The sequence below is a fragment of the Salmonella sp. SAL00672 genome (assembly GCF_046552175.1).
Taxonomy (GTDB): Bacteria; Pseudomonadota; Gammaproteobacteria; order Enterobacterales; family Enterobacteriaceae; genus Salmonella; species Salmonella enterica.
This window is the reverse complement of record NZ_JBGDUQ010000002.1, coordinates 138661-159998: the sequence shown is the minus strand read 5'-3', so window position 1 is coordinate 159998 and position 21338 is coordinate 138661. Positions and strand designations below refer to the sequence as shown.

The following is a 21338-nucleotide window of genomic DNA, read 5'->3' as shown; positions in this document are numbered from 1 at the left end:
TTACATCGCCTGAGTAAAGGTGCGCGAAATAACGTCCTGTTGCTGTTCACGCGTCAGCGCATTGAAGCGCACGGCATAGCCGGAAACGCGGATCGTCAGGTTCGGGTAGTTTTCCGGATGTTCAATCGCATCCAGCAACATTTCACGGTTCATGACATTGACGTTCAGATGCTGCCCGCCTTCTACCTGTGCTTCATGATGGAAATAACCGTCCAGCAGGCCGACAAGATTGGTTTTCCGCACCGCATCTTCTTTCCCGAGCGCCGCAGGCACAATCGAGAAGGTGTACGAAATACCGTCTTTGGCGTAGGTAAACGGCAGTTTCGCCACCGACGTCAGCGAGGCCACCGCCCCTTTGCGGTCACGACCATGCATCGGGTTCGCCCCCGGCGCGAACGGCGTTCCGGCGCGGCGTCCATCCGGCGTATTGCCGGTCTTCTGCCCGTACACGACGTTCGAGGTGATGGTCAAAATGGACTGCGTCGGCACCGCATTGCGATACGTTGGCAACACGCTAATTTTTTGCATAAAGCGTTTCACCAGGTCGCAGGCGATGCTGTCCACGCGCTCATCGTTGTTGCCGTACTGCGGATACTCGCCTTCAATAGCAAAGTCGATGGCAAGGCCGTTTTCGTCGCGGATCGGCTTCACCTGAGCGTACCTGATGGCGGACAGGGAATCCGCCGCCACCGACAGTCCGGCGATGCCGCACGCCATCGTCCGATACACATCACGGTCGTGCAGCGCCATCAGCGAAGCTTCATAGCTGTACTTATCGTGCATGTAGTGAATGATGTTCAGCGCGCTAATGTACTGCACCGCCAGCCAGTCCATAAAATGGTCGAGGCTCTCCATTACTGCGTCATAATCCAGCACCTCATCCGTTAACGGCGCGGTTTTCGGCCCGACCTGGATTTTCAGTTTCTCATCAACGCCGCCATTGATAGCGTACAGCAACGTTTTGGCAAGGTTGGCGCGCGCGCCGAAGAACTGCATCTGCTTACCGATGACCATCGGGCTGACACAACAAGCGATGGCGTAATCGTCGCTGTTAAAGTCGGTACGCATTAAATCGTCGTTTTCATACTGCAAAGATGAGGTCACGATGGAGACCTGCGCAGCATATTTCTTGAATGCCACCGGCAACGCTTCTGACCACAGTATGGTCAGGTTCGGCTCCGGCGCTGGCCCCATCGTGTGCAGGGTATGCAGATAACGGAAAGAGTTCTTCGTCACCAGCGTGCGGCCATCGAGCCCCATCCCGCCAATAACTTCGGTGGCCCAGATCGGATCGCCGGAAAAGAGTGAATCAAATTCCGGCGTGCGCAGGAAGCGCACCATGCGGATCTTCATGATGAAATGGTCGATCAGTTCCTGCGCCTGCTGCTCTGTCAGAAGGCCCGCGTTGAAATCGCGCTCAATGTAGATATCAAGGAACGAGGCGGTTCTTCCCAGCGACATTGCACCGCCATTTTGCGATTTTACCGCCGCCAGATAAGCGAAGTAGAGCCACTGTACCGCTTCCTGCGCGTTCCGCGCCGGGCGGGAGATATCGTAGCCGTATTTCGCCGCCATCTCCTGCATTTGCAGCAGCGCGCGACGATGCTCCGCCAACTCCTCACGCAGGCGAATCGTCGCCTCAAGTTTCTGTCCCTGCTCCAGATTCGACTGCAGATCGGCGAATTGCAGCTCGCGTTCGCGCACCAGATAACGGATGCCATACAGCGCGACGCGACGATAATCGCCAATAATGCGCCCGCGACCATAACCATCCGGCAAACCGGTTAATACGCCGGATTTACGGCAGCGCAGCATATCCGGCGAGTAAACATCGAATACGCCCTGATTATGGGTTTTCCGCAGGTCGGTAAAGGTATATTCAAAATCGGCGTCCATTTCGCGGCCATAGGCGTGGAATGAACTTTTGATCATGTTAACGCCGCCAAACGGATGCAAAGCGCGTTTAAGCGGCTTATCCGTTTGTAAACCGACGATTTTTTCCAGCTCTTTTTCAATATATCCCGCATCGTGCGCGGTAATCGTCGTCGCGATGTTGGTATCGAAATCCACCGGCGCATGGGTCGCGTTCTCGATACGTATTCCCGCCATCACCTTTTCCCACAACGCCGTGGTCGCTGGCGTCGCGTCGGCGAGAAAAGATTCATCCCCCTCATAGGGCGTATAGTTATGCTGAATAAAATCACGGACATTAATTTCTTCTTTCCAGTCCGTACCTTTAAAATCACGCCATGCTTCGGCATACAGCATATCGCTAGTATCGATATTTACCTTCATGAAAAATAATCTCTCTACAGAACAGCCGTTAAGTTATGCAAATTCCACTGGTGCTTTCACGTTGCCTAAATGAATGGCATCAAGGGCAATCATTTTCTCTTCATTCGTGGGAATAACAGCGCAAATAACCTGAGAAGGGTTAGCGGAAATAATGCGCTCGCCGTGAGAATTCGGCTGCTTATTCATTTCAACGTCTAACGTAAGCCCCAGTACGCCCAAATGTTCAATGACCAACTGGCGAATTAATACTGAATTTTCACCAATACCGCCGGTAAAAATAATGCCATCCAGCCGATGTAACGATGCCGCGTGTCCGGCAATATGACGGGCGATACGGTGGACAAATGTTTTTATCGCTAACCGGGCGCGCTCATGACCTTCGTGCCAGGCTTTTTCCAGGACTCTAAGGTCGGATGACAACCCGGAGATGCCGAGCAAACCGGACTCTTTATTCACCACTCGCTCCAGATCGCTCAACGTCTGCCCGGTTTCTTTGGCTATCCACGCCATCGCGCCGAAATCAACGTCGCCGCTGCGAGTCCCCATCATCAGCCCCTCAAGCGGCGTCATCCCCATTGAGGTATCCACGCTCTGACCATTGCGTACCGCGCAGATAGACGCCCCATTGCCCAGATGCGCGATAATCAGACCCGAGTTTTTTTCATCGAGGTCAAGCAGTTCATACGCGCGCCGCGAAACATAGCGATGCGACGTACCGTGAAAGCCGTAGCGACGCACACCCAGGCTGGAAAAATACTCCCACGGCAATCCGTACAAATAGGCTTCCGGCGCCAGCGTCTGGTGGAAACTGGTATCAAATACCGCCACCTGACGCACGGCCGGGAAAAGGCGCCGCGCCGCGTCAATGCCGCTTAAATTAGCGTAATTATGCAGCGGCGCTAAAGGTGATACCCGACGAATATTATCGATAATCTCATCGGTAATAATGACGGACTGCGTAAATAGCTCTCCACCGTGCGCGATACGGTGGCCTATTAATGCCACGCTATCCGTTAAATCACGTTTTTCCAGCTCAAAGGCAATGGCTTTTAACACGTCCTCATAATTAGAGTGCGCGAGGTTTATCGGCTTATCGCCATTAATAGATAAAAAGGCGTTTTCAGTATTCATTCCATCTGCTATTCCCGCCATTAAAACATCACAGGTAGCGACATCCAGTACAGAGAATTTGATAGAAGATGATCCGCAATTAATGACCAGAACGACCGGAAATTCATTCATGTAGTGCCTCCGTCGATGTCAGCCTGCGTCCGCGCCCTGGGGCGGAACGCAGGCTAAACGTGAGGATTAGAACAATTTGTAGACAATATTCAGGATGGTCAGCAGACCAATCAGGGTGACGAACACGTTATCCAGACGACCACGGTACTTCGCCAGCGACGGCGCTTTACGAATGGCGTACATCGGCAGCAGACATAACAGCGAGGCGATAATCGGCGCGCCCATCGCTTCAATCAGGTCCAGAATGTTCGGGTTTGCGTAAGCTACGACCCAGGTAGACCCCATAATGAAGATCATGCTGATGGTGTTAAGCTTGCCCATAGAGACTTTGGTTTTATCGCCTTTATAACCGAATTTCAGCACCAGGCCGTTCAGCCCTTCCAGCGTCCCCAGGTAGTGACCGAAGAAAGATTTGAAAATAGCAACCAGCGCGATGATAGACGCGCCATACTCCAGCACCGTTGCAAAAGTGGATTTTGTCCCCGACAAAGAGGCGAAATGGTTGGCCAGGTAGGAAAGTACCGGAATGTTCTGCGCTTTCGCATCCGCCATGTTCTGTGGAGAGAGCGTAAACAGGCAGCTAAAGGCGAAGAACATCACCACGGCGACCATCAGCATACTGGCGCGCGAGATGATCTGTGAACATTTACGCTCGGTAAATTCGCGGCCAAACTCTTTCTCATACTCTTCCCGCTTAGACACCACGAAGGAAGAGACGATGGGCGAAAAGTTAAAGGAGAACACCATGATAGAGATTCCCAGCCACACCGTAACCAGTATGCCATCGTGCCCGGTCAGCGCGATATTACTGAGATCAACCTGATCGATAACCGCCGAGTTCCAGTAAGGAATCAGCGATAATGAGATTAGTACCAGACTGGCGATAAACGGCCATACCAGGTAACTCATCACCTTAACCATCAGATCTTTACCAAACCAGATCACAAAGGCCATCAGCAGCAGCAAGAACAGCGCCACGAAACCGCGATTCAACGCTGGCATCTGCAGCTGATTTTCCCAAAACGTCATGAACGTGTTAGTAATGGTGACGCCATAAATCCACAACAGCGGGCAAATCGCAAAGAAGTAAAGGAACGTGATAACTACCCCGCCCGTTTTACCAAAGTGCTCTTCGACCGTTTCCGTAATATTGCCGGACGGATTAGATCCGGATAAACACAGACGCGCCAGCGCCCGGTGACAATAGAACGCAATGGGGTAAGCTAAAACCAGCATCAGCAGAATGGGGATAAGCCCGCCAAACCCGGCGCGGATAGGGAAAAACAGCACCCCGGCGCCAATGGCGGTACCAAATAAACCCAGCGTCCACGTAGTGTCCGATTTACGCCATGACGACTGTTTTGCCTGGCTGGATACAATGCTATCAGTAGTACTCATATCCTATCCTCACGAAAAGATTAAGCGTCAACTAAACCCGTAATTTGTGATACACGAGAAAGATCGATATTGCCGCCAGAAATAATACTGACCGTTTTTCTGTTCTGAATATGGCTATCTAATTTCCCGCTTAATAGTGCGGCGCAGGCCAGTGCGCCAGCGCCTTCAGTAATAACCTTATTGCGCTGAATTAAAGCGATCATGCTGTTACGAATTTCATCTTCGCTAACCAGAACAATGTCATCGATTAATTCACGAACGATTTCATAGGTTAAATTACCCGGGCGGGAGACATCACAACCATCCGCTAGGGTGCCGGTCGTTCGGTGCGTGGTTATTTCGCCAGCGTAATAAGACGCCGCCATACCGTGAACATTTTCGGCCTGTACGCCGATAACTTTAATAGTCGGGTTAATCGATTTAATCGCAATGGCAATACCTGCAATTAAACCGCCGCCGCCAATAGGCACGATGACATTATCGACATCGTACAGATCTTCCATAATTTCCAGACCAATAGTGCCCTGCCCGGCAATAACTTTTGGATCGTCGTAAGGCGGAATAAAAATGCGGCCTTCGGTTTCGACAATTTCACTCACCTTAGCAATGGTGTCATTGAAGTTGTCACCGTGGAGCACCACTTCCGCCGAATAATCACAGGTGGCCGCCACTTTTGACTTTGGCGCGCCCTTCGGCATCACGACTTTGCCGTCAATACCCAGCATTGCGCAAGAAAGAGAAACGCCCTGTGCATGATTACCTGCGGAACAGGCCACGACGCCTTTACGTTTTTCCGCCTCCGTTAACGAGCTAAGTTTGTTAAAAGCGCCACGAATTTTAAATGAACCCGTACGCTGCATATTTTCAAACTTGAGAAATATTTCGCCTTTGCAACGTTCACTAAAATAGTTAGAGCGAGGCATTCCCGTTTTATATATCTTCCCCGCCAGTCTTTTTTTCGCTTCGAGGATATCTTCAATTGCAACCGGGAGATCGTATGTAATGTGCATTATAACCTCTTAACCTGGGTATTAAAAATAAGTTACCGTTGCCCACTGTTCAAAAGAAACAGGTGACGTCAATTTCGCTAAATATGTTTATTCCATATCATTCAATTTCTATTAACTGCCTGCGTCTGCATCCATTATATGATGAATATTGTTTAGCCAATTCTACTAATACTGAAGCGGCTTTTTTGATACGATAATTTTTAGACCATACCGCCGCATAACGTGCGACGGGTAACGTGTCTTGTATGGGTATCGTGATAAATTGATTAGAGCCAAAAGGCGTGGTCATATCGCAGGGAATAACAGTTAAGAAATCAGCATTGAGAACAAGATTATATATTGTGACGACGGAATCTGTTTTAACAATGTTTTCGATGCTGATGCCATTTCGTTGTAGAGTGGTGAGTAATTCGCTGTAGTAGCCCATATTCGTTTGCGGCAACACCCACTGTTCGTCTTTTAACGATTCCAGTGTGATGGTGCCGGTGCATGTTCGGGACTTGCTGGCTACCAGGACAAACTCTGATTCAAACAGCGGCTCGACATGCAGATCCTGTAGCTGCATTTCATTACTGAGCGTACCGATAGCAAAGTCCAGCCGCCCGTCGCGCAGGGCCGGCAGAAATGAAGAGAGCTGGGCTTCGTACATGGATACCTGCGCTTTTGGAAAGACCTCTTTGAACTTATGAATCATATCGGACATGAAGGTAAAGCCAATCAGCGAAGGAAAGCCAAACGAGACGTCGACAACGGTATTGCACGTCATACTGTTCATCTCGTTGATCATGTTTTTCATTTCGCGGGTGATAGATTCAGACCAGGAAAGCAGTACCTGTCCCGCTTCGGTCAACGTAACGCCGGTATTTTTACGTACAATTAGCTCAACGCCAAAATAGGCCTCAACATCGCTAATGATTTTACTGACGGCGGGTTGGGTTAACCCTAACGATTTTGCGGCAGAACCGATAGAACCACTTCTAATGACTTCCTGAAAGACCACCAAATGCTGTGTTTTAGGGAGAACAAGAGTATTCATATCTACCGCTCTGAAATAACATTGTGAACGGCAGGAAGTGTAGCAAATTAAATCTTAAAGGTTATGTGCGACCACTCACAAATTAACTTACCACAATTTTTACATGGTTTTTATTAAATAAAGAAAACCTGATATTTCAATAGTTTACAAAAATAAAGCAGTAACTTAGCCTGATTTCAATCAAAAAACAGGGGCGGGATAACGATATATTATGGCGATAACCAGCCTATTTTATCTCCTATTTTTGATATCCCATGAAGACGATATTTCAATCAATTACGGGACATTTTATCGGCAATTCCAGCGTTAAATTTAAAGCATAATTTCTCAAATTTAAGTATAAACCGAAGGTAAATGCGCTTAAAAACCGTTACGCGTCACATTTTTTTACCTTATTTGTTTGTAAAGAAACATTTAATAAAATTTTAACCAAAATATTTCATACATTTAATTTTCATTTACAACAAATAATTTACACCGCTTTCTTGCTGTTTTTCAGGATGTAATTTTGTGAAAGAAATCGATTGCTTTTCACTTCAACTAAAAATAGCGCAATCCATAGCGTTTTGTGTTTCTCATCACAAAAACGAATAATATTATGTCACCACGGCTGTCAATTAATTGCCGGATGGTGACGCTGGCGTCTTCTGCAACCTCTATACCCTTCACCGGCCTGATAAGCAAAAACCCGCCAGCTTACACTGACGGGTTTTATGAAGAGATGATACTGACCGATAAGCCGCTTTCTTTTGGGTATAGCGTCGTGGACAGTCATTCATCCTGTCGCCCGGTAAAAGCAAAAACCCGCCAGCTTACACTGACGGGTTTTATGAAGAGATGATACTGACCGATAAGCCGCTTTCTTTTGGATATAGCGTCGTGGACAGTCATTCATCCTGTCGCCCTGTAAAAGCAAAAACCCGCCGAAGCGGGTTTTATGAAGAGGTGAAACTGACCGATAAGCCGCTTTCTTTTGGATATAGCGTCGTGGACAGTCATTCATCCTGCCGCCCTGTAAAAGCAAAAACCCGCCGAAGCGGGTTTTATGAAGAAGTGAAACTGACCGATAAGCCGGGTTCTGTCGTGGACAGTCATTCATCTAGGCCAGCAATCGCTCACTGGCTCAAGCAGCCTACCCGGGTTCAGTACGGGCCGTACCTTATGAACCCCTATTTGGCCTTGCTCCGGGTGGAGTTTACCGTGCCACGGACTGTTACCAGCCGCGCGGTGCGCTCTTACCGCACCCTTTCACCCTTACCTGATCCCACTTGCGTGGGCCATCGGCGGTTTGCTCTCTGTTGCACTGGTCGTGGGTTTCCCCCCCAGGCGTTACCTGGCACCCTGCCCTATGGAGCCCGGACTTTCCTCCCCTCCGCCCGTCTCCCCGAAAGGACGACGACGAAGCGGCGACTGTCTGGTCAGCTTCGGCGCGAAGTATAGAGGGTTCGCGCGACTTTGTCACCCTGCGCTGCGCATTCCTATCGCCAGAGCGGCAGCAACATTTCTGGATGCCCGATAAATATTGTCAAAAGCGCCCCGAAAAGCCTCCTCCAGCGTCACGATGCGCGTGAGTACGCTAAAGACAGCGTCGATGCCATAATGATGCACTATCCCTACATCGTGCGTCAGGCTGCCGGCAATGCCAATCACTGGCTTATGATATTTTTTCGCCACATTCGCGACGCCAATCGGCACTTTACCGCGAATACTTTGGCTATCAATCCGCCCTTCTCCCGTCACCACCAGCGTACAGTCGTGGATATGCTCCTCCAGGTTCAGTGCCGCCGTGACAATTTCGATCCCGCTGCGTAATTCCGCACCGAGAAAAGCCATTAACGCCGCCCCCATACCGCCTGCCGCGCCTGCGCCGGGCGCCGCCTTTACGTCGACATTCAGCGATTTTTTTATGATGTCGGCATAGTGAGCAAGATTTCTGTCCAGCTCAACAATGTTCTCTTCGGTCGCGCCTTTCTGCGGCCCAAAAATTCGTGATGCGCCGTTGTCGCCGATCAGAGGATTAGAGACATCGCAAGCGACACGAATAGCGCAGAGTTTTAAACGGGGATCGAGCTCTGAAATATCAATGTCGCTTAGACAATGAAGGCTTCCGCCACCGTAACCGATATCCGCGCCGTTTGCATCGCGCAGTTTTGCGCCTAACGCCTGCATCATCCCTGCGCCGCCGTCATTTGTCGCGCTGCCGCCAATGCCGATAATGATATTGCTTGCGCCGCTTTCCAGCGCCTGCAATATCAGCTCCCCCGTTCCCCGCGAGGTTGTAATCAAAGGGTTGCGTTTTTCTGGCGGAACCAGCGCCAGTCCGCTGGCCGCCGCCATTTCAATAAACGCGGTTTTACCATCCCCGGACATTCCCCAGCAGGCTTTCACTTTTTCACCCAACGGCCCGGTCACCCATGCGGCGCGTTCAACGCCCTGCGTCGCGGCAATCATGGCTTCGACCGTTCCTTCGCCGCCATCGGCAACCGGAACAGAGACATATTGCGCATCGGGGAAAATTTCCCGAAATCCTTTTTCTATCGCCTGCGCTACCTCGGCGGCAGAAAGGCTTTCTTTATAGGAGTCGGGGGCAATTACGATTTTCATAGTGGTAGCCTGTTACTGCACAACGCCGGATGGCGTTTCACTTATCCAGCCTGAAATTCAGGCCCGGATCGCTACACGCCATCCGGGCACAACGTCGTTAGCGAGTGACTTCCACTTTCGCCAGTTTTTCGTAGTAGCACGCCAGCGCGCTATGGTCGTCATTACCGTGTCCATCCGCGCGTAACGCCTGCATCATTTCCATAACGGCGGCGGTCAGCGGGAGCTGCGCGCCAACGCCGTGGGAGGTATCCAGCGCATTCGCCAGATCTTTAATGTGCAGATCGATACGGAAACCTGGCTTAAAGTTTCGGTCCATGACCATCGGCGCTTTCGCATCCAGTACCGTGCTGCCAGCCAGACCGCCGCGAATCGCCTGATAGACCAGATCCGGGTTGACGCCCGCTTTAGTCGCCAGCGTCAGCGCTTCAGACATGGCGGCGATATTCAACGCCACGATCACCTGGTTAGCCAGTTTTGTGACGTTGCCTGCGCCGATATCGCCGGTATGCACCACGGAACCCGCCATCGCTTTCATCAGGTCGTAGTACTTGTCGAAAATGGCTTTATCGCCCCCCACCATCACCGACAGCGTGCCATCAATCGCCTTCGGCTCGCCGCCGCTGACCGGCGCATCCAACATCTCAACGCCCTTCGCCTTCAGCGCATCGCTGATTTCACGGCTTGCCAGCGGCGCGATAGAACTCATATCAATCAATACGGTTCCCGGCTTCGCGCCTTCGATGATACCGTTCTCGCCCAGCGCAACCTCTTTCACATGCGGAGAGTTAGGCAGCATCGTGATGATGACGTCACACTGTTCAGCGATCGCCTTCGCCGTAGAGGCCGTTTCCGCGCCTGCGGCAATGACGTCGGCAATCGCTTCAGGATTACGATCGGACACCACCAGCGAATACCCTGCTTTCAGTAAGTTTTTGCTCATGGGCTTACCCATGATGCCTAAGCCAATAAAGCCAACTTTCATCGTCATAGCGTTCTCTCTTTCCATACCAGGATTATTTTTTAAAGGTGTCGGCAAGCTTCTGCGTGCTGGCGCGGAATGCGCCTAAATCGCTGCCAACGGCGACAAAGGTCGCGCCCCATTCCAGATAACGGCGGGCATCCGCCTCTACCGGCGCCAGAATGCCGCACGGTTTACCGTGCGCTTTAGCGCGGGCGAAAATATGTTGAATCGTCTGCTGCACGTCAGGGTGAGAAGCATTGCCGAGATGACCCAGCGCGGCGGCCAGATCGCTTGGGCCGACAAAAATGCCATCAACGCCTTCCGTTGCGGCGATGGCATCAACATTGTCGACACCCAACTGGCTTTCGATTTGAACAATAATGGTGATGTTTTTGTTCGACTGCGCAAAGTAATCAGGCACCGTGCCGAACATATTCGCGCGGTGAGAAACGGAAACGCCGCGAATGCCTTCCGGCGGGTAACGCGTCGAGGCGACGGCGCGAGCCGCTTCCTCTTGCGTTTCAACAAAGGGGATCAGGAAGTTATAAAACCCAATATCCAGCATCCGTTTGATAATGACCGGTTCATTGGTTGGCACACGTACCACAGGCGCGCTGGCGCTGCCTTTCAATGCCATTAACTGCGGAATTAAGGTGGTCACATCGTTCGGCGCATGTTCGCCATCCAGCACCAGCCAGTCAAATCCCGCCAGACCAAGAACTTCGGTGGTGATTGGGCTTGCCAGTGCAGACCAGCAGCCAATCTGCACCTGTTGCGCCGCCAGCGCCGCTTTAAACTTATTCGGGAAAATAGCGTTATTCATCGCTTATACCTTCGCTTATTTCTTTAATTCTCTACATGTGATGCCGCCACCATAACTTATAGCAACGACAATAAAATGCTTATCTGAAATCAGAATGGGTCTCCGCATTCTATTTCTAATGTGGTACACATCCTGTAGCACAATATACCGTTCTGATATCTTTATCGTCTTTTATTATTATCATGGTATTTTCAAATAACTCGTCAGATACACTGAATTCGCCATTCAGTATAAACAGCCTATGGCGGATAATCATTGTGCAAACGCTCATTAAAAAGGGATTATTTAACGCTTATTTTTGAGCATGCGCCCATGATACTGGGCGCTAATGCACACATTTACGCTTTACCCGGCCTACATAAAAAATTTCATAATTTGCGGTGATCTGGATCACATTCTTATATTTATACTCCTGTCATTCTTATTTCATTATGCATGAACTTTATTTCTTATATTGAGATTTAACGATTTAACCATAACCAAAATAGATAATCCTATTTCTATCATCCAGGCTGGAGAATGTTGAACAATGGCCAATATCGAAATTCGCCAGGAATCGCCATCGGCGTTTTATATAAAAGTACATGAAACCGATAATGTCGCAATTATTGTTAATGACCACGGCCTTAAAGCCGGAACACGTTTTCCGGATGGCCTGGAACTGACTGAACATATTCCGCAAGGCCATAAAGTCGCTCTGACGGATATCCCCGCTCACGGCGAAATCATCCGTTATGGCGAAGTCATCGGTTATGCGGTACGCGACATCCCGCGCGGAAGCTGGATCGACGAGTCGCTGGTTGAACTGCCAAAAGCGCCGCCGCTGAATACGCTACCGCTGGCGACCAAAGTACCGGAACCGCTGCCGCCGCTGGAAGGCTATACGTTTGAGGGCTATCGTAACGCCGATGGCAGCGTCGGCACCAAAAATCTGCTTGGCATTACCACCAGTGTGCACTGTGTGGCGGGCGTGGTCGATTATGTGGTGAAAGTAATTGAGCGCGATCTGCTGCCCAAATACCCGAATGTCGATGGCGTTGTAGGGCTAAACCATCTGTACGGCTGCGGCGTGGCAATCAACGCGCCGGCGGCGGTCGTGCCGATTCGCACGATTCATAATATCGCGCTTAACCCCAATTTTGGCGGCGAAGTGATGGTGATTGGCCTCGGTTGCGAAAAACTGCAGCCGGAACGACTGCTGGAAGGCACCGAGGATGTCCCCGCTATCGCCGTTGAAAGCGCCAGTATTGTGCGTTTACAGGACGAGCAGCATGTCGGCTTTAAATCAATGGTCGACGATATTTTGCGGGTCGCCGAACGCCATCTGACGAAACTGAACCAGCGCCAGCGCGAAACCTGCCCGGCCTCCGAGCTGGTCGTCGGGATGCAATGCGGCGGCAGCGATGCGTTTTCTGGCGTCACGGCAAACCCGGCGGTGGGTTATGCTTCCGATCTGCTGGTACGCTGCGGCGCGACCGTCATGTTCTCGGAGGTCACCGAAGTGCGCGATGCCATTCATCTTCTGACGCCGCGCGCCATCAACGAAGCCGTGGGTAAACGCCTACTGGATGAAATGGCCTGGTACGATAACTACCTTGATATGGGGAAAACCGATCGCAGCGCTAACCCGTCCCCCGGCAACAAAAAAGGCGGCCTGGCGAACGTCGTGGAAAAAGCGCTGGGCTCTATCGCTAAATCGGGTAAGAGCGCCATTGTCGAAGTATTGTCGCCGGGCCAGCGCCCCACCAAACGCGGCCTGATTTACGCCGCGACGCCCGCCAGCGATTTCGTCTGCGGCACGCAGCAGGTCGCTTCCGGCATTACCGTACAGGTCTTTACCACCGGACGCGGCACGCCGTACGGGCTGATGGCGGTGCCGGTCATTAAAATGGCGACGCGTACCGAGCTGGCGAACCGCTGGTATGACTTAATGGATATCAATGCAGGCACCATCGCCACGGGTGAAGAGACAATCGAAGATGTGGGCTGGAAGCTATTTCACTTTATTCTTGATGTCGCCAGCGGCCGGAAAAAGACTTTCTCAGATCAATGGGGATTGCATAACCAGCTGGCAGTGTTTAACCCCGCACCTGTGACCTGATCTATTCTGGAAAGCGCCTCGCAAAACATGGCTTAAGGGCCATGTTTTCATATGTTTGATAAACTGCGCCATGTTCATACCGGATATGGCAAAAACACCTAACCCACCATAAAACCATTCAAATTCAATAAATTGAAATTCTATGCCAGGCGCAACCTTACGTTTCTCACTAATTTGAGTCGCAGCACATGCAATTTGAGGTATGTCGAATATAACGACAGCCTATTAATCACCTTTACTTAATTCTGCTGCCTCATCAATTCTTTAATTTGTGCCAGCGTGGACGTGCCTTCCATCGGCCCACGCGCAGAGATAGCCAGCGATCCTGCGGCATTAGCATGGGCTAAAGCATCGGGTACGGAATATCCCGCAAGAAACAGGCTGACAAAGGTTGCGCCAAAGCAATCGCCAGCGCCTGTAGGATCAACCACCTTCACCGGATACCCAGCCACATGATGTTGTTCGTCTTTTGAATAGTAACTGGCTCCACGGGCGCCACGTTTAATGATGACATGGGCAATTCCACGCTTGTGAAGCCTTGCGACAATTTTCTCTTCATCGCGGGATTTGCTCAGGCCGAAATAATCCAGTTCGCCATCGCTTGGCAGGAAGAAATCCGTGTAATCAAGAATATATTCAAAGGCCTGCGACATTTCGCGGATCTTTAGCATCTCTTTACGGATATTAGGATCGAAAGAAATTGTGCCACCATTTTCTTTTACAATGCTAATCGCCTTGCGTACGGCATCGATCAAACGAAAGGAAAATAATGACGATCCCATAATATGAAAGTGGCGATATTGCCTGAGTAATGTTTCATCAAGGTGGTCGGCACTCAGCAAACCGCACGCACTGTCCGGCATGTTGAAAATAAAATCTCGCTGGGCCTGGCTTCGGTAGCTGACAAAAGCACTACCTGTTGTGGCGTTCGGCAGTACGGAAATTCCCTGTACATTTACGCCATCGCGCGACAATCGGGTAATATTCATAACGCCAAAGGCATCGTTGCCAACACAGCTAAACAACAATGAACGAAAACCAAGTTTAGCAACCTGATCGGCAAATATGGCAGGCGCCCCACTGGGATACGGCCCCCAAAATTCCCCCGGTGAGGAAAATCCCTGGTTCTCTTTTTTTGCCAGAAACTCGACGAGCAATTCACCCAATGTTGCGATTGTTATGTTCATGCGTTGTCCTTCATCTTGCCTGATGCAGGGTCGGGTTTATCCAGGTCAGACATTCGTTATTGGTATAGCTGTTGGTTAAGCCGTCGGCCAGAAACCGTGAGTGGTACTCAGCGGCGACAATCTGTGGCGTAATAATCGCGCTCAGCGTATTCAGTTTTCCTACCGGATAACGCGCTATATCATGAATCGGACGCTGCGCCACCACGGCAATACTCTGTCCACTAAGGCGCAGGCATTCACTTAGCAAAGCAGCTGCACTTTCGTTTTTCACGTTGAGCGTGCCATCCTCGCTGATATGGTCCACCATCACCAGACAACATGACGGTTGAAATTGTTGCAAAGATTGGATGGCGATTTCGCCCCCCAGCGCCTGACCACTGCGCCCCAGTACACCGCCCAACAACACAATTTCACCATCGATATAATCACGGGCCGGTGCAACATGGCTAAGATCGTTGATGATAAGGCACAGATCCCGATAATCGCCCAGGAAAGGAAGCGCTTTACGCAACACCTCTCCGGCCCCCAGAAACACGGTATCGTCGTCGCAGACCAGACGGGCAACTTGCTTAGCCAGTTCAAGCTCGACGCTATGCTCTAACGCCTGCGACTGCACCACTTCATGGCTTACCGCTGCTCTGACGGGTTGGGCCGTGTAAATCGCTCCGCCAAAGGAGCGTTTCAGATAGCCTTGCTGCTCCAGGTAATTGAGATCATTACGGATCGTTACCCCTGAAACCGATAACATTTCAGCCAAATCGTCTACTTTTATTTCGCCGTTTTTACGGACGATTTCGGCAATGTCCAGACGCCTTTTCAACAGGCTGGTAGATGGTTTTGCCACAACATACCCTTTTTTTCCGCTTCGTCGGGAAGTTATCCCGTGCTTTAACTTTCATTTTTAAACTTCTGACAGGGGATGTCAATTTTGCACCACGTCACCGAATGCTCAATGGGAAACATCACAATAAAATCAATCAATTATAGAATTTTCACATCCCCTATTTACTTACAAAACAAAATTTAAATCCACATATTTGCTTTCATTTAAGAAAAATTATCCTGCTTTTGTGTTGATGATCACAATCATGTGTGGCAATGATCGTTACATTACTTTCAAAACGAAGGTTATTTTTATTTTGTACTTTAATTTCGAAAGTTATAAACGGAGACCACTATGTTCATTATTTCCAGTAAAAATATGCTCCAGAAGGCCCAGCATACAGGCTATGCCGTGCCAGCCTTTAACATCCATAACCTGGAAACCTTGCAGGTGGTGGTAGAAACCGCCGCAGAAATGCGCTCACCGCTGATCGTTGCCGGAACACCAGGCACGTTTAGCTATGCCGGAATGGGTAACATTGTGGCGATCGCGGGCGATCTGGCTCGTGAATACAATCTGCCACTGGCCATTCATCTGGATCATCATGAATCGTTAGCCGATATTGAAAGCAAAGTTATGGCAGGGATCCGTTCAGTCATGATCGATGGTTCCCACTTTCCCTTTGAAGAGAATGTGGCGCTGGTGAAAAGCGTGGTCGATTTTTGCCATCGCTACGACACCAGCGTGGAGGCAGAACTGGGCCGCCTTGGTGGGATCGAAGATGATTTAGTGGTAGACAGCAAAGATGCCCTTTACACCAATCCACAGCAAGCACGTGAGTTTGTGGCGCGCACCGGCATTGATTCGCTGGCGGTTGCTATCGGCACGGCACACGGCATGTATGCCGCTGAACCTAAACTTGATTTTGAGCGACTGGCAGAAATACGCGCTCTGGTGGATATCCCTCTGGTATTGCATGGGGCATCTGGTTTGCCGGAAAGCGATATTCGCCAGGCCATCAGCCTTGGGGTATGCAAAGTCAATGTTGCCACCGAACTGAAAATCGCCTTCTCCGACGCCTTAAAAGAGTATTTCCTACAAAACCCGAAAGCCAATGATCCCCGCCACTATATGCAACCAGCAAAACAGGCGATGAAAGAGGTGGTACGCAAAGTAATTCATGTTTGCGGCTGTGAAGGGCAACTGTGAGGAATCGCCTGTGATCTACACGCTAACACTTAATAGCGCGATTGATATGAATATATTTAGCGATCCTTTACAGCCAAATATTGTCAATCGCACTCACCACACCGAGTTTTGCCCAAATGGTAAAGGGGTAAATGTTGCGCTGGTTCTGGATCACTTTCAAATACCTGCGCATATATTAGGCATTTTTGGTGGTTTCACCGGGCATTATATTGTAGAAAGCCTGCGTACCCGAAAAATGCCAGTCACACCAGCATGGGTAGAAGAACCCACGCGGATTAATATTTTCATTCATGACGGTAAGCAGGAATATAAACTGGTCAACCCTGGCTCATATATTCCAGATGAATGTAAACAACAAATTATCACGATTATTTCGCAACTGCCCGATGCAGACTATCTGGTGATAAGCGGCAGCCTGCCACAAGGTATTGAAAGCCGCTTTTACGCAGAAATTATGCATATTTGTCAGCAAAAAAATATCGGCGTAATTTTAGATATTAGTCATCCGTCATTACGTCAGTTACTGGAGTTCAAACCGTTATTAATTAAACCAAATGATGAAGAGGTTAAAGCAATATTCGGTTTAACTGTCTCTGACGACAATGATGCGAAAAATACTCTAACCACTTTACATGCACTTGGTGCACAAAATGTTCTGCTAACCCTTGGCGCTAAAGGAATGTATTTCTCCAATGGGATTGATTACTGGTTTTGTAGCGCGCCAACGGTTGATTTGGTGAGCTCCGCCTGTGCAGGCGATGCTGCACTGGCCGCCTTTCTCAGCCAGTGGTTATCTACAGGAGAAGTGGAATATGCCTTATCTCTTGCCAGTGCAACAGGAGCTGATGTCGCAAGTTCTGCCGGACTAGGCCAACTTGCGGCAATAGAAACCTTACTTTCGCAAATCCACGTCAGAAAGCTGTAGGTTAAATTACAATATAAGGTCTGCTTATGAAAAAGATCATTGCAGTGACCGGCTGCCCTACCGGTATTGCGCATACATTTATGGCTGAAGAAGCCTTAAAAAATGCCGCGAAAAAATTATCTGTTGAAATAAAAGTTGAAACCAATGGTGCCAGTGGCGTTGAAAATGCTATTCAACCTGCTGATCTGGTAGATATTGCCGGAGTCATTATTGCGGCGGATAAAGATGTCTTACCTGATCGCTTTAATGGTTTACCGGTTATTGAAGTACCGGTAAAAGAAGCAATCCATCATCCTGCGGAGCTGATTAACAAAGTTATTAATGGTGAAGCCCCAATACGTAAAGGCGAATCAACCACCAGCACGGAAATTATCGAAAAAGAATCACTGGGGCGACAAATTTATAAGCACCTGATGAGTGGTGTTTCAAATATGCTACCTTTTGTAGTTGCCGGAGGCATATTAATTGCGGTGTCGTTTTTATGGGGGATTTATTCCTCTGATCCTAATTCAGCTGAATACAATGCAACCGCCGCAATGCTAATGAAAATCGGTCAGCAAGCCTTTTCGATTATGGTTCCGGTCTTTACCGCTTATATTGCATTCTCTATTTCTGGCAGACCAGGGATGGTGGCTGGATTTGTCGGCGGCTTACTGGCAAATGCTACCGGCGCAGGATTTCTTGGTGGGATAATTGCCGGATTCGCCGCCGGTTACCTGATGTTATGGGTAAAGAATCGACTCGAAGGCTTACCGCGTCAGTATGAAGGCCTGAAATCGATTTTTATTATGCCGCTCATTGGCGTACTGGTTATTGGCGTGTTGATGTCGCTGCTTGGGCAACCTGTCGCAGCTATCAATAATAGCATGATGAACTGGCTGGCATCGCTACAGGAAGCGAATCCAATATTGCTGGGTATTGTGGTGGGTGCAATGTGCTCCTTTGACTTTGGCGGCCCGGTAAACAAAGCCGCTTATGTCACCGGCACGCTTTTACTGGGCCAGGGCAACTTCTACTTTATGGCTGGTGTGTCTGCCGCATGTATTACTCCACCACTGGTAATTGCTCTGGCGACCACCTTCTTTCCAAAAGGTTTTAGCGAGGAAGAACGTGCCGCAGGCATGGTTAACTATATCCTCGGTTGTACACACATCACTGAAGGCGCGATTCCTTTCGCAGCGAAAGATCCTTTGCGTGTCATCCCGATGATGATGATTGCTTCCAGCATTTCCGCAGTACTTAGCTACAGCTTGCGTATTCAGGTTCCGGCTCCTCACGGCGGCTTCTTAATTTTACCTTTGGTGAGTCAGCCGCTGGCCTGGGTGTTATGTATCCTTGCGGGCTCTGCATGTGGTGCGGTGATGCTTGGCCTATGGAGATTGTGGGCTGTGCGCAAAAATTCAGTCAACACAACTCCTGTAGCAAAGGCTGGAGGTCAGAATGCAGCTCTGTGAACACGATATTTTTATCAGCGATGAGCGCCTCGATAAAGTCACCGCTCTGCACCGTGTGGTGGAAAAGTTATCTGCGGCTGGCAATACCACGACTGACTATTTACGCGGCATGTTGGATCGCGAAGCACAGATCTCCACTTATCTGGGAAATGGAATCGCGATCCCACACGGTACGCCAGAGTCTCGCGATGCAGTATTACAAACCGGTGTAAAGGTAATCGTTTTTCGCCACGGCGTTGACTGGGGTGACGGCAATACCGCGTATCTGGTCACCGGAATTGCCGCGCGCTCCAATGAACATCTTGAGATTTTGCGCCAACTGACTCGCGTGCTCAGCGATGACGCTATTCTGCAAGCACTGGCTAAAGCCGAATCCCCCAGTCAGGTTTTAGCGCTACTGACTGGATCGACGACCAATACGCCAGCAGCCGTGGAGTTGCAGGAGGGTGAGCAGGCAACGTTTGTCATCCATAATCCGCATGGTTTACATGCCAGACCCAGTGCGGTACTGGTGAAGTTTATCAAACAGTTTCAAAGCCACATTACGGTAGAAAATCTGGATAGCGCCTCCGGCCCGGTGGACGGGAAAAACCTGATGCGAGTGGTGTCGCTCGGCGCGAAAAAGGGGCATCGCTTGTTGTTCCGGGCGCAGGGCGAAGATGCACAGCAGGCACTACGTGAAATCGGGGAGCTTATCACCTCTGGTGCAGGCGAGATGATCACCGTTCCCGTTACCCCACCACCAGAAGTCATGCAGCCAAAGCGCAGTTGGCTATCTCGATTGTTTAATTAGCCTTCATTTGTTCCTCCGTGCCCGCTCCGGCGGGTACGGTTTTTCATGACAAAGTGAAGTTACAGACATTACACACCATTTCGTTACCTTACATTTCCTTTCGCAACTTTCATTTATCAGATCAAAATCACAAAACAACATTACGAAAGCCTATAAATTCTTTCGAAGAAGAAAAACGAAAGAACTCGGAGATAAAAGTGAAAGAAATAATTGCTCGTCATAAAGCAGGAGAACATCTGGGCATCTGTTCAGTTTGTTCTGCTCATCCCCTGGTTATCGAATCAGCTCTGCTTTTCGATCTCAATACTGACAACAAGGTATTGATTGAAGCCACATCCAATCAGGTGAATCAGTTTGGCGGTTATACCGGAATGAAACCGGCTGATTTTCGTGATTTTGTTTATGGCATTGCTCAGGAAGTGGGATTTCCACGTGAGCGGTTGATTCTTGGCGGCGATCATTTAGGGCCTAACTGCTGGCAGAACGAACCGGCAGCGGCGGCAATGGAAAAGTCAGTTGAGTTAATAAAAGCGTATGTCGCCGCTGGTTTTAGCAAAATTCACCTGGACGCGTCGATGTCCTGCGCTGACGACCCGACACCGTTGGATCCGATGGTCGTTGCACGCCGTGCCGCCGTGCTTTGTAAAGCAGCAGAAGAGACCGCAAACGAAGAACAAAAATGCCATCTGACTTATGTCATCGGCACGGAAGTGCCCGTTCCTGGCGGTGAAGCCAGTACCATCGGCAGCGTTCATGTCACCCGCGAAGTCGATGCTGCACGTACGCTGGAAACTCACCAAATCGCGTTTCGTGAATCAGGTCTGGAAGAAGCACTGTCACGCGTGATCGCCATTGTGGTACAGCCGGGCGTTGAATTTGATCATACCCAGATTATTCATTATCAGCCGCAGGCGGCACAGGCGCTCTCCGCATGGATAAAAGAAACGCCGATGGTCTATGAAGCGCATTCGACTGATTATCAGACGCGACAGGCCTACCGTGCGCTGGTACGCGATCATTACGCCATTCTGAAGGTCGGCCCGGCGCTCACTTTCGCGCTGCGCGAAGCCATTTTCGCACTTGCGCAAATGGAAAACGAGCTGATCTCCCCGGAACAACGTAGTCGGGTACTGGAGGTCATTGATGAAGTTATGCTAAACGAACCGGGCTACTGGAAAAAATACTACCGTCCAACCTGGAGCCAGGCGATGGTCGACATCCACTTTAGTTTGTCTGACCGTATTCGCTATTACTGGCCGCACCCGCGTATTCGTCAAAGCGTAGAGAAGTTAATCGCCAATCTGAACAACGTCACATTGCCGCTGGGATTAATTAGCCAGTTTATGCCCGTACAGTTTGAACGCCTGTCTGAGGGCGTGCTCACCCCTACGCCGCATAACCTGATTATTGACAAAATTCAGGATGTTCTGCGCGCTTATCGCTTCGGTTGCACGCCGGATGTCGCCTGAATAATGGA

The 21338-nt window shown here is 49.9% G+C and carries 17 protein-coding genes and 1 other RNA gene; 7 read left to right on the top strand and 11 right to left on the bottom strand.

Going from position 1 to position 21338, the window contains the following annotated elements; genetic code table 11:
- The 5 genes from pflB to tdcA all read right to left on the bottom strand — a co-directional run bounded on the left by pflB (position 1) and on the right by tdcA (position 6981).
- The gene (gene pflB, locus ACLJTG_RS06540; protein ID WP_080102137.1) at positions 1-2295 is read right to left on the bottom strand and encodes a formate C-acetyltransferase; all 2295 of its coding nucleotides are present in this window, start codon (positions 2293-2295) and stop codon (positions 1-3) included.
- Positions 2296-2328: 33 nt separating this feature from the next.
- A complete protein-coding gene (gene tdcD, locus ACLJTG_RS06535) occupies positions 2329-3537 on the bottom strand; it encodes a propionate kinase (protein WP_001001858.1) in 1209 nt (402 codons plus the stop codon).
- 66 nt (positions 3538-3603) lie between these two features.
- Positions 3604-4935, bottom strand: a complete 1332-nt coding sequence (tdcC, locus tag ACLJTG_RS06530) for a threonine/serine transporter TdcC (RefSeq protein ID WP_000108129.1) — start codon at positions 4933-4935, stop codon at positions 3604-3606.
- A 20-nt stretch (positions 4936-4955) separates the two neighbouring features.
- Entirely contained in the window at positions 4956-5945 is a 990-nt protein-coding gene (tdcB, locus tag ACLJTG_RS06525; RefSeq protein ID WP_000548367.1) for a bifunctional threonine ammonia-lyase/L-serine ammonia-lyase TdcB, read from the bottom strand.
- 97 nt (positions 5946-6042) lie between these two features.
- Positions 6043-6981, bottom strand: coding sequence for a transcriptional regulator TdcA (gene tdcA, locus ACLJTG_RS06520; protein ID WP_001094910.1), 939 nt, complete (start codon positions 6979-6981; stop codon positions 6043-6045).
- 598 nt (positions 6982-7579) lie between these two features.
- Here tdcA and ACLJTG_RS06515 point away from each other — a divergent pair.
- Positions 7580-7822, top strand: a complete 243-nt coding sequence (locus tag ACLJTG_RS06515) for a hypothetical protein (protein ID WP_137986715.1) — start codon at positions 7580-7582, stop codon at positions 7820-7822.
- Positions 7823-8032: 210 nt separating this feature from the next.
- Here ACLJTG_RS06515 and rnpB read toward each other — a convergent pair.
- The 4 genes from rnpB to garL all read right to left on the bottom strand — a co-directional run bounded on the left by rnpB (position 8033) and on the right by garL (position 11369).
- An RNA gene (gene rnpB, locus ACLJTG_RS06510) (RNase P RNA component class A) lies at positions 8033-8407 on the bottom strand.
- A gap of 32 nt (positions 8408-8439) precedes the next feature.
- The gene (gene garK, locus ACLJTG_RS06505) at positions 8440-9585 is read right to left on the bottom strand and encodes a glycerate 2-kinase (protein ID WP_000706458.1); all 1146 of its coding nucleotides are present in this window, start codon (positions 9583-9585) and stop codon (positions 8440-8442) included.
- Between the two features lie 97 nt (positions 9586-9682).
- Positions 9683-10573, bottom strand: coding sequence for a 2-hydroxy-3-oxopropionate reductase (gene garR / locus ACLJTG_RS06500; protein ID WP_000178106.1), 891 nt, complete (start codon positions 10571-10573; stop codon positions 9683-9685).
- Between the two features lie 25 nt (positions 10574-10598).
- Positions 10599-11369 carry a 2-dehydro-3-deoxyglucarate aldolase gene (garL, locus tag ACLJTG_RS06495; RefSeq protein WP_001057715.1) on the bottom strand — a complete coding sequence of 257 codons (771 nt, stop codon included), beginning with the start codon at positions 11367-11369 and terminating at the stop codon, positions 10599-10601.
- Positions 11370-11898: 529 nt separating this feature from the next.
- Between garL and garD the strand changes: the two genes are divergently transcribed.
- Positions 11899-13470, top strand: a complete 1572-nt coding sequence (gene garD / locus ACLJTG_RS06490; protein ID WP_001273723.1) for a galactarate dehydratase — start codon at positions 11899-11901, stop codon at positions 13468-13470.
- A gap of 239 nt (positions 13471-13709) precedes the next feature.
- Here the strand turns inward: garD and ACLJTG_RS06485 are convergent, their stop codons facing one another.
- Positions 13710-14657 carry a sugar kinase gene (locus ACLJTG_RS06485; protein ID WP_001027807.1) on the bottom strand — a complete coding sequence of 316 codons (948 nt, stop codon included), beginning with the start codon at positions 14655-14657 and terminating at the stop codon, positions 13710-13712.
- Positions 14658-14667: 10 nt separating this feature from the next.
- The gene (locus ACLJTG_RS06480; RefSeq protein ID WP_001118366.1) at positions 14668-15501 is read right to left on the bottom strand and encodes a DeoR/GlpR family DNA-binding transcription regulator; all 834 of its coding nucleotides are present in this window, start codon (positions 15499-15501) and stop codon (positions 14668-14670) included.
- Between the two features lie 333 nt (positions 15502-15834).
- Between ACLJTG_RS06480 and ACLJTG_RS06475 the strand changes: the two genes are divergently transcribed.
- From ACLJTG_RS06475 to gatZ, 5 genes are all read left to right on the top strand, one after another.
- Entirely contained in the window at positions 15835-16689 is an 855-nt protein-coding gene (locus ACLJTG_RS06475) for a tagatose bisphosphate family class II aldolase (RefSeq protein WP_079951114.1), read from the top strand.
- 10 nt (positions 16690-16699) lie between these two features.
- Positions 16700-17614 (top strand): 1-phosphofructokinase, encoded by a 915-nt coding sequence (gene pfkB, locus ACLJTG_RS06470; protein ID WP_001520582.1) that lies wholly within the window; start codon positions 16700-16702, stop codon positions 17612-17614.
- 26 nt (positions 17615-17640) lie between these two features.
- A complete protein-coding gene (locus ACLJTG_RS06465; RefSeq protein ID WP_079951115.1) occupies positions 17641-19068 on the top strand; it encodes a PTS fructose transporter subunit IIC in 1428 nt (475 codons plus the stop codon).
- The gene (locus ACLJTG_RS06460; RefSeq protein WP_017465423.1) at positions 19055-19861 is read left to right on the top strand and encodes an HPr family phosphocarrier protein; all 807 of its coding nucleotides are present in this window, start codon (positions 19055-19057) and stop codon (positions 19859-19861) included. The genes ACLJTG_RS06465 and ACLJTG_RS06460 overlap by 14 nt, the downstream gene beginning before the upstream one ends.
- Positions 19862-20058: 197 nt before the next feature.
- Positions 20059-21330, top strand: coding sequence for a tagatose-bisphosphate aldolase subunit GatZ (gene gatZ, locus ACLJTG_RS06455; RefSeq protein ID WP_000658627.1), 1272 nt, complete (start codon positions 20059-20061; stop codon positions 21328-21330).
- Positions 21331-21338: the final 8 nt, after the last annotated feature.

What these genes read in the sequence shown, in the direction of transcription:
- tdcA (WP_001094910.1), bottom strand. Translation starts at nt 6,981, where the DNA reads ATGAATACTCTTGTTCTCCCTAAAACACAGCATTTGGTGGTCTTTCAG.
- tdcC (WP_000108129.1), bottom strand. Translation starts at nt 4,935, where the DNA reads ATGAGTACTACTGATAGCATTGTATCCAGCCAGGCAAAACAGTCGTCA.
- garR (WP_000178106.1), bottom strand. Translation starts at nt 10,573, where the DNA reads ATGACGATGAAAGTTGGCTTTATTGGCTTAGGCATCATGGGTAAGCCC.
- ACLJTG_RS06515 (WP_137986715.1), top strand. Translation starts at nt 7,580, where the DNA reads ATGTCACCACGGCTGTCAATTAATTGCCGGATGGTGACGCTGGCGTCT.
- ACLJTG_RS06475 (WP_079951114.1), top strand. Translation starts at nt 15,835, where the DNA reads ATGTTCATTATTTCCAGTAAAAATATGCTCCAGAAGGCCCAGCATACA.
- pflB (WP_080102137.1), bottom strand. Translation starts at nt 2,295, where the DNA reads ATGAAGGTAAATATCGATACTAGCGATATGCTGTATGCCGAAGCATGG.
- ACLJTG_RS06460 (WP_017465423.1), top strand. Translation starts at nt 19,055, where the DNA reads ATGCAGCTCTGTGAACACGATATTTTTATCAGCGATGAGCGCCTCGAT.
- ACLJTG_RS06465 (WP_079951115.1), top strand. Translation starts at nt 17,641, where the DNA reads ATGAAAAAGATCATTGCAGTGACCGGCTGCCCTACCGGTATTGCGCAT.
- tdcB (WP_000548367.1), bottom strand. Translation starts at nt 5,945, where the DNA reads ATGCACATTACATACGATCTCCCGGTTGCAATTGAAGATATCCTCGAA.
- ACLJTG_RS06485 (WP_001027807.1), bottom strand. Translation starts at nt 14,657, where the DNA reads ATGAACATAACAATCGCAACATTGGGTGAATTGCTCGTCGAGTTTCTG.
- garD (WP_001273723.1), top strand. Translation starts at nt 11,899, where the DNA reads ATGGCCAATATCGAAATTCGCCAGGAATCGCCATCGGCGTTTTATATA.
- tdcD (WP_001001858.1), bottom strand. Translation starts at nt 3,537, where the DNA reads ATGAATGAATTTCCGGTCGTTCTGGTCATTAATTGCGGATCATCTTCT.
- garL (WP_001057715.1), bottom strand. Translation starts at nt 11,369, where the DNA reads ATGAATAACGCTATTTTCCCGAATAAGTTTAAAGCGGCGCTGGCGGCG.
- garK (WP_000706458.1), bottom strand. Translation starts at nt 9,585, where the DNA reads ATGAAAATCGTAATTGCCCCCGACTCCTATAAAGAAAGCCTTTCTGCC.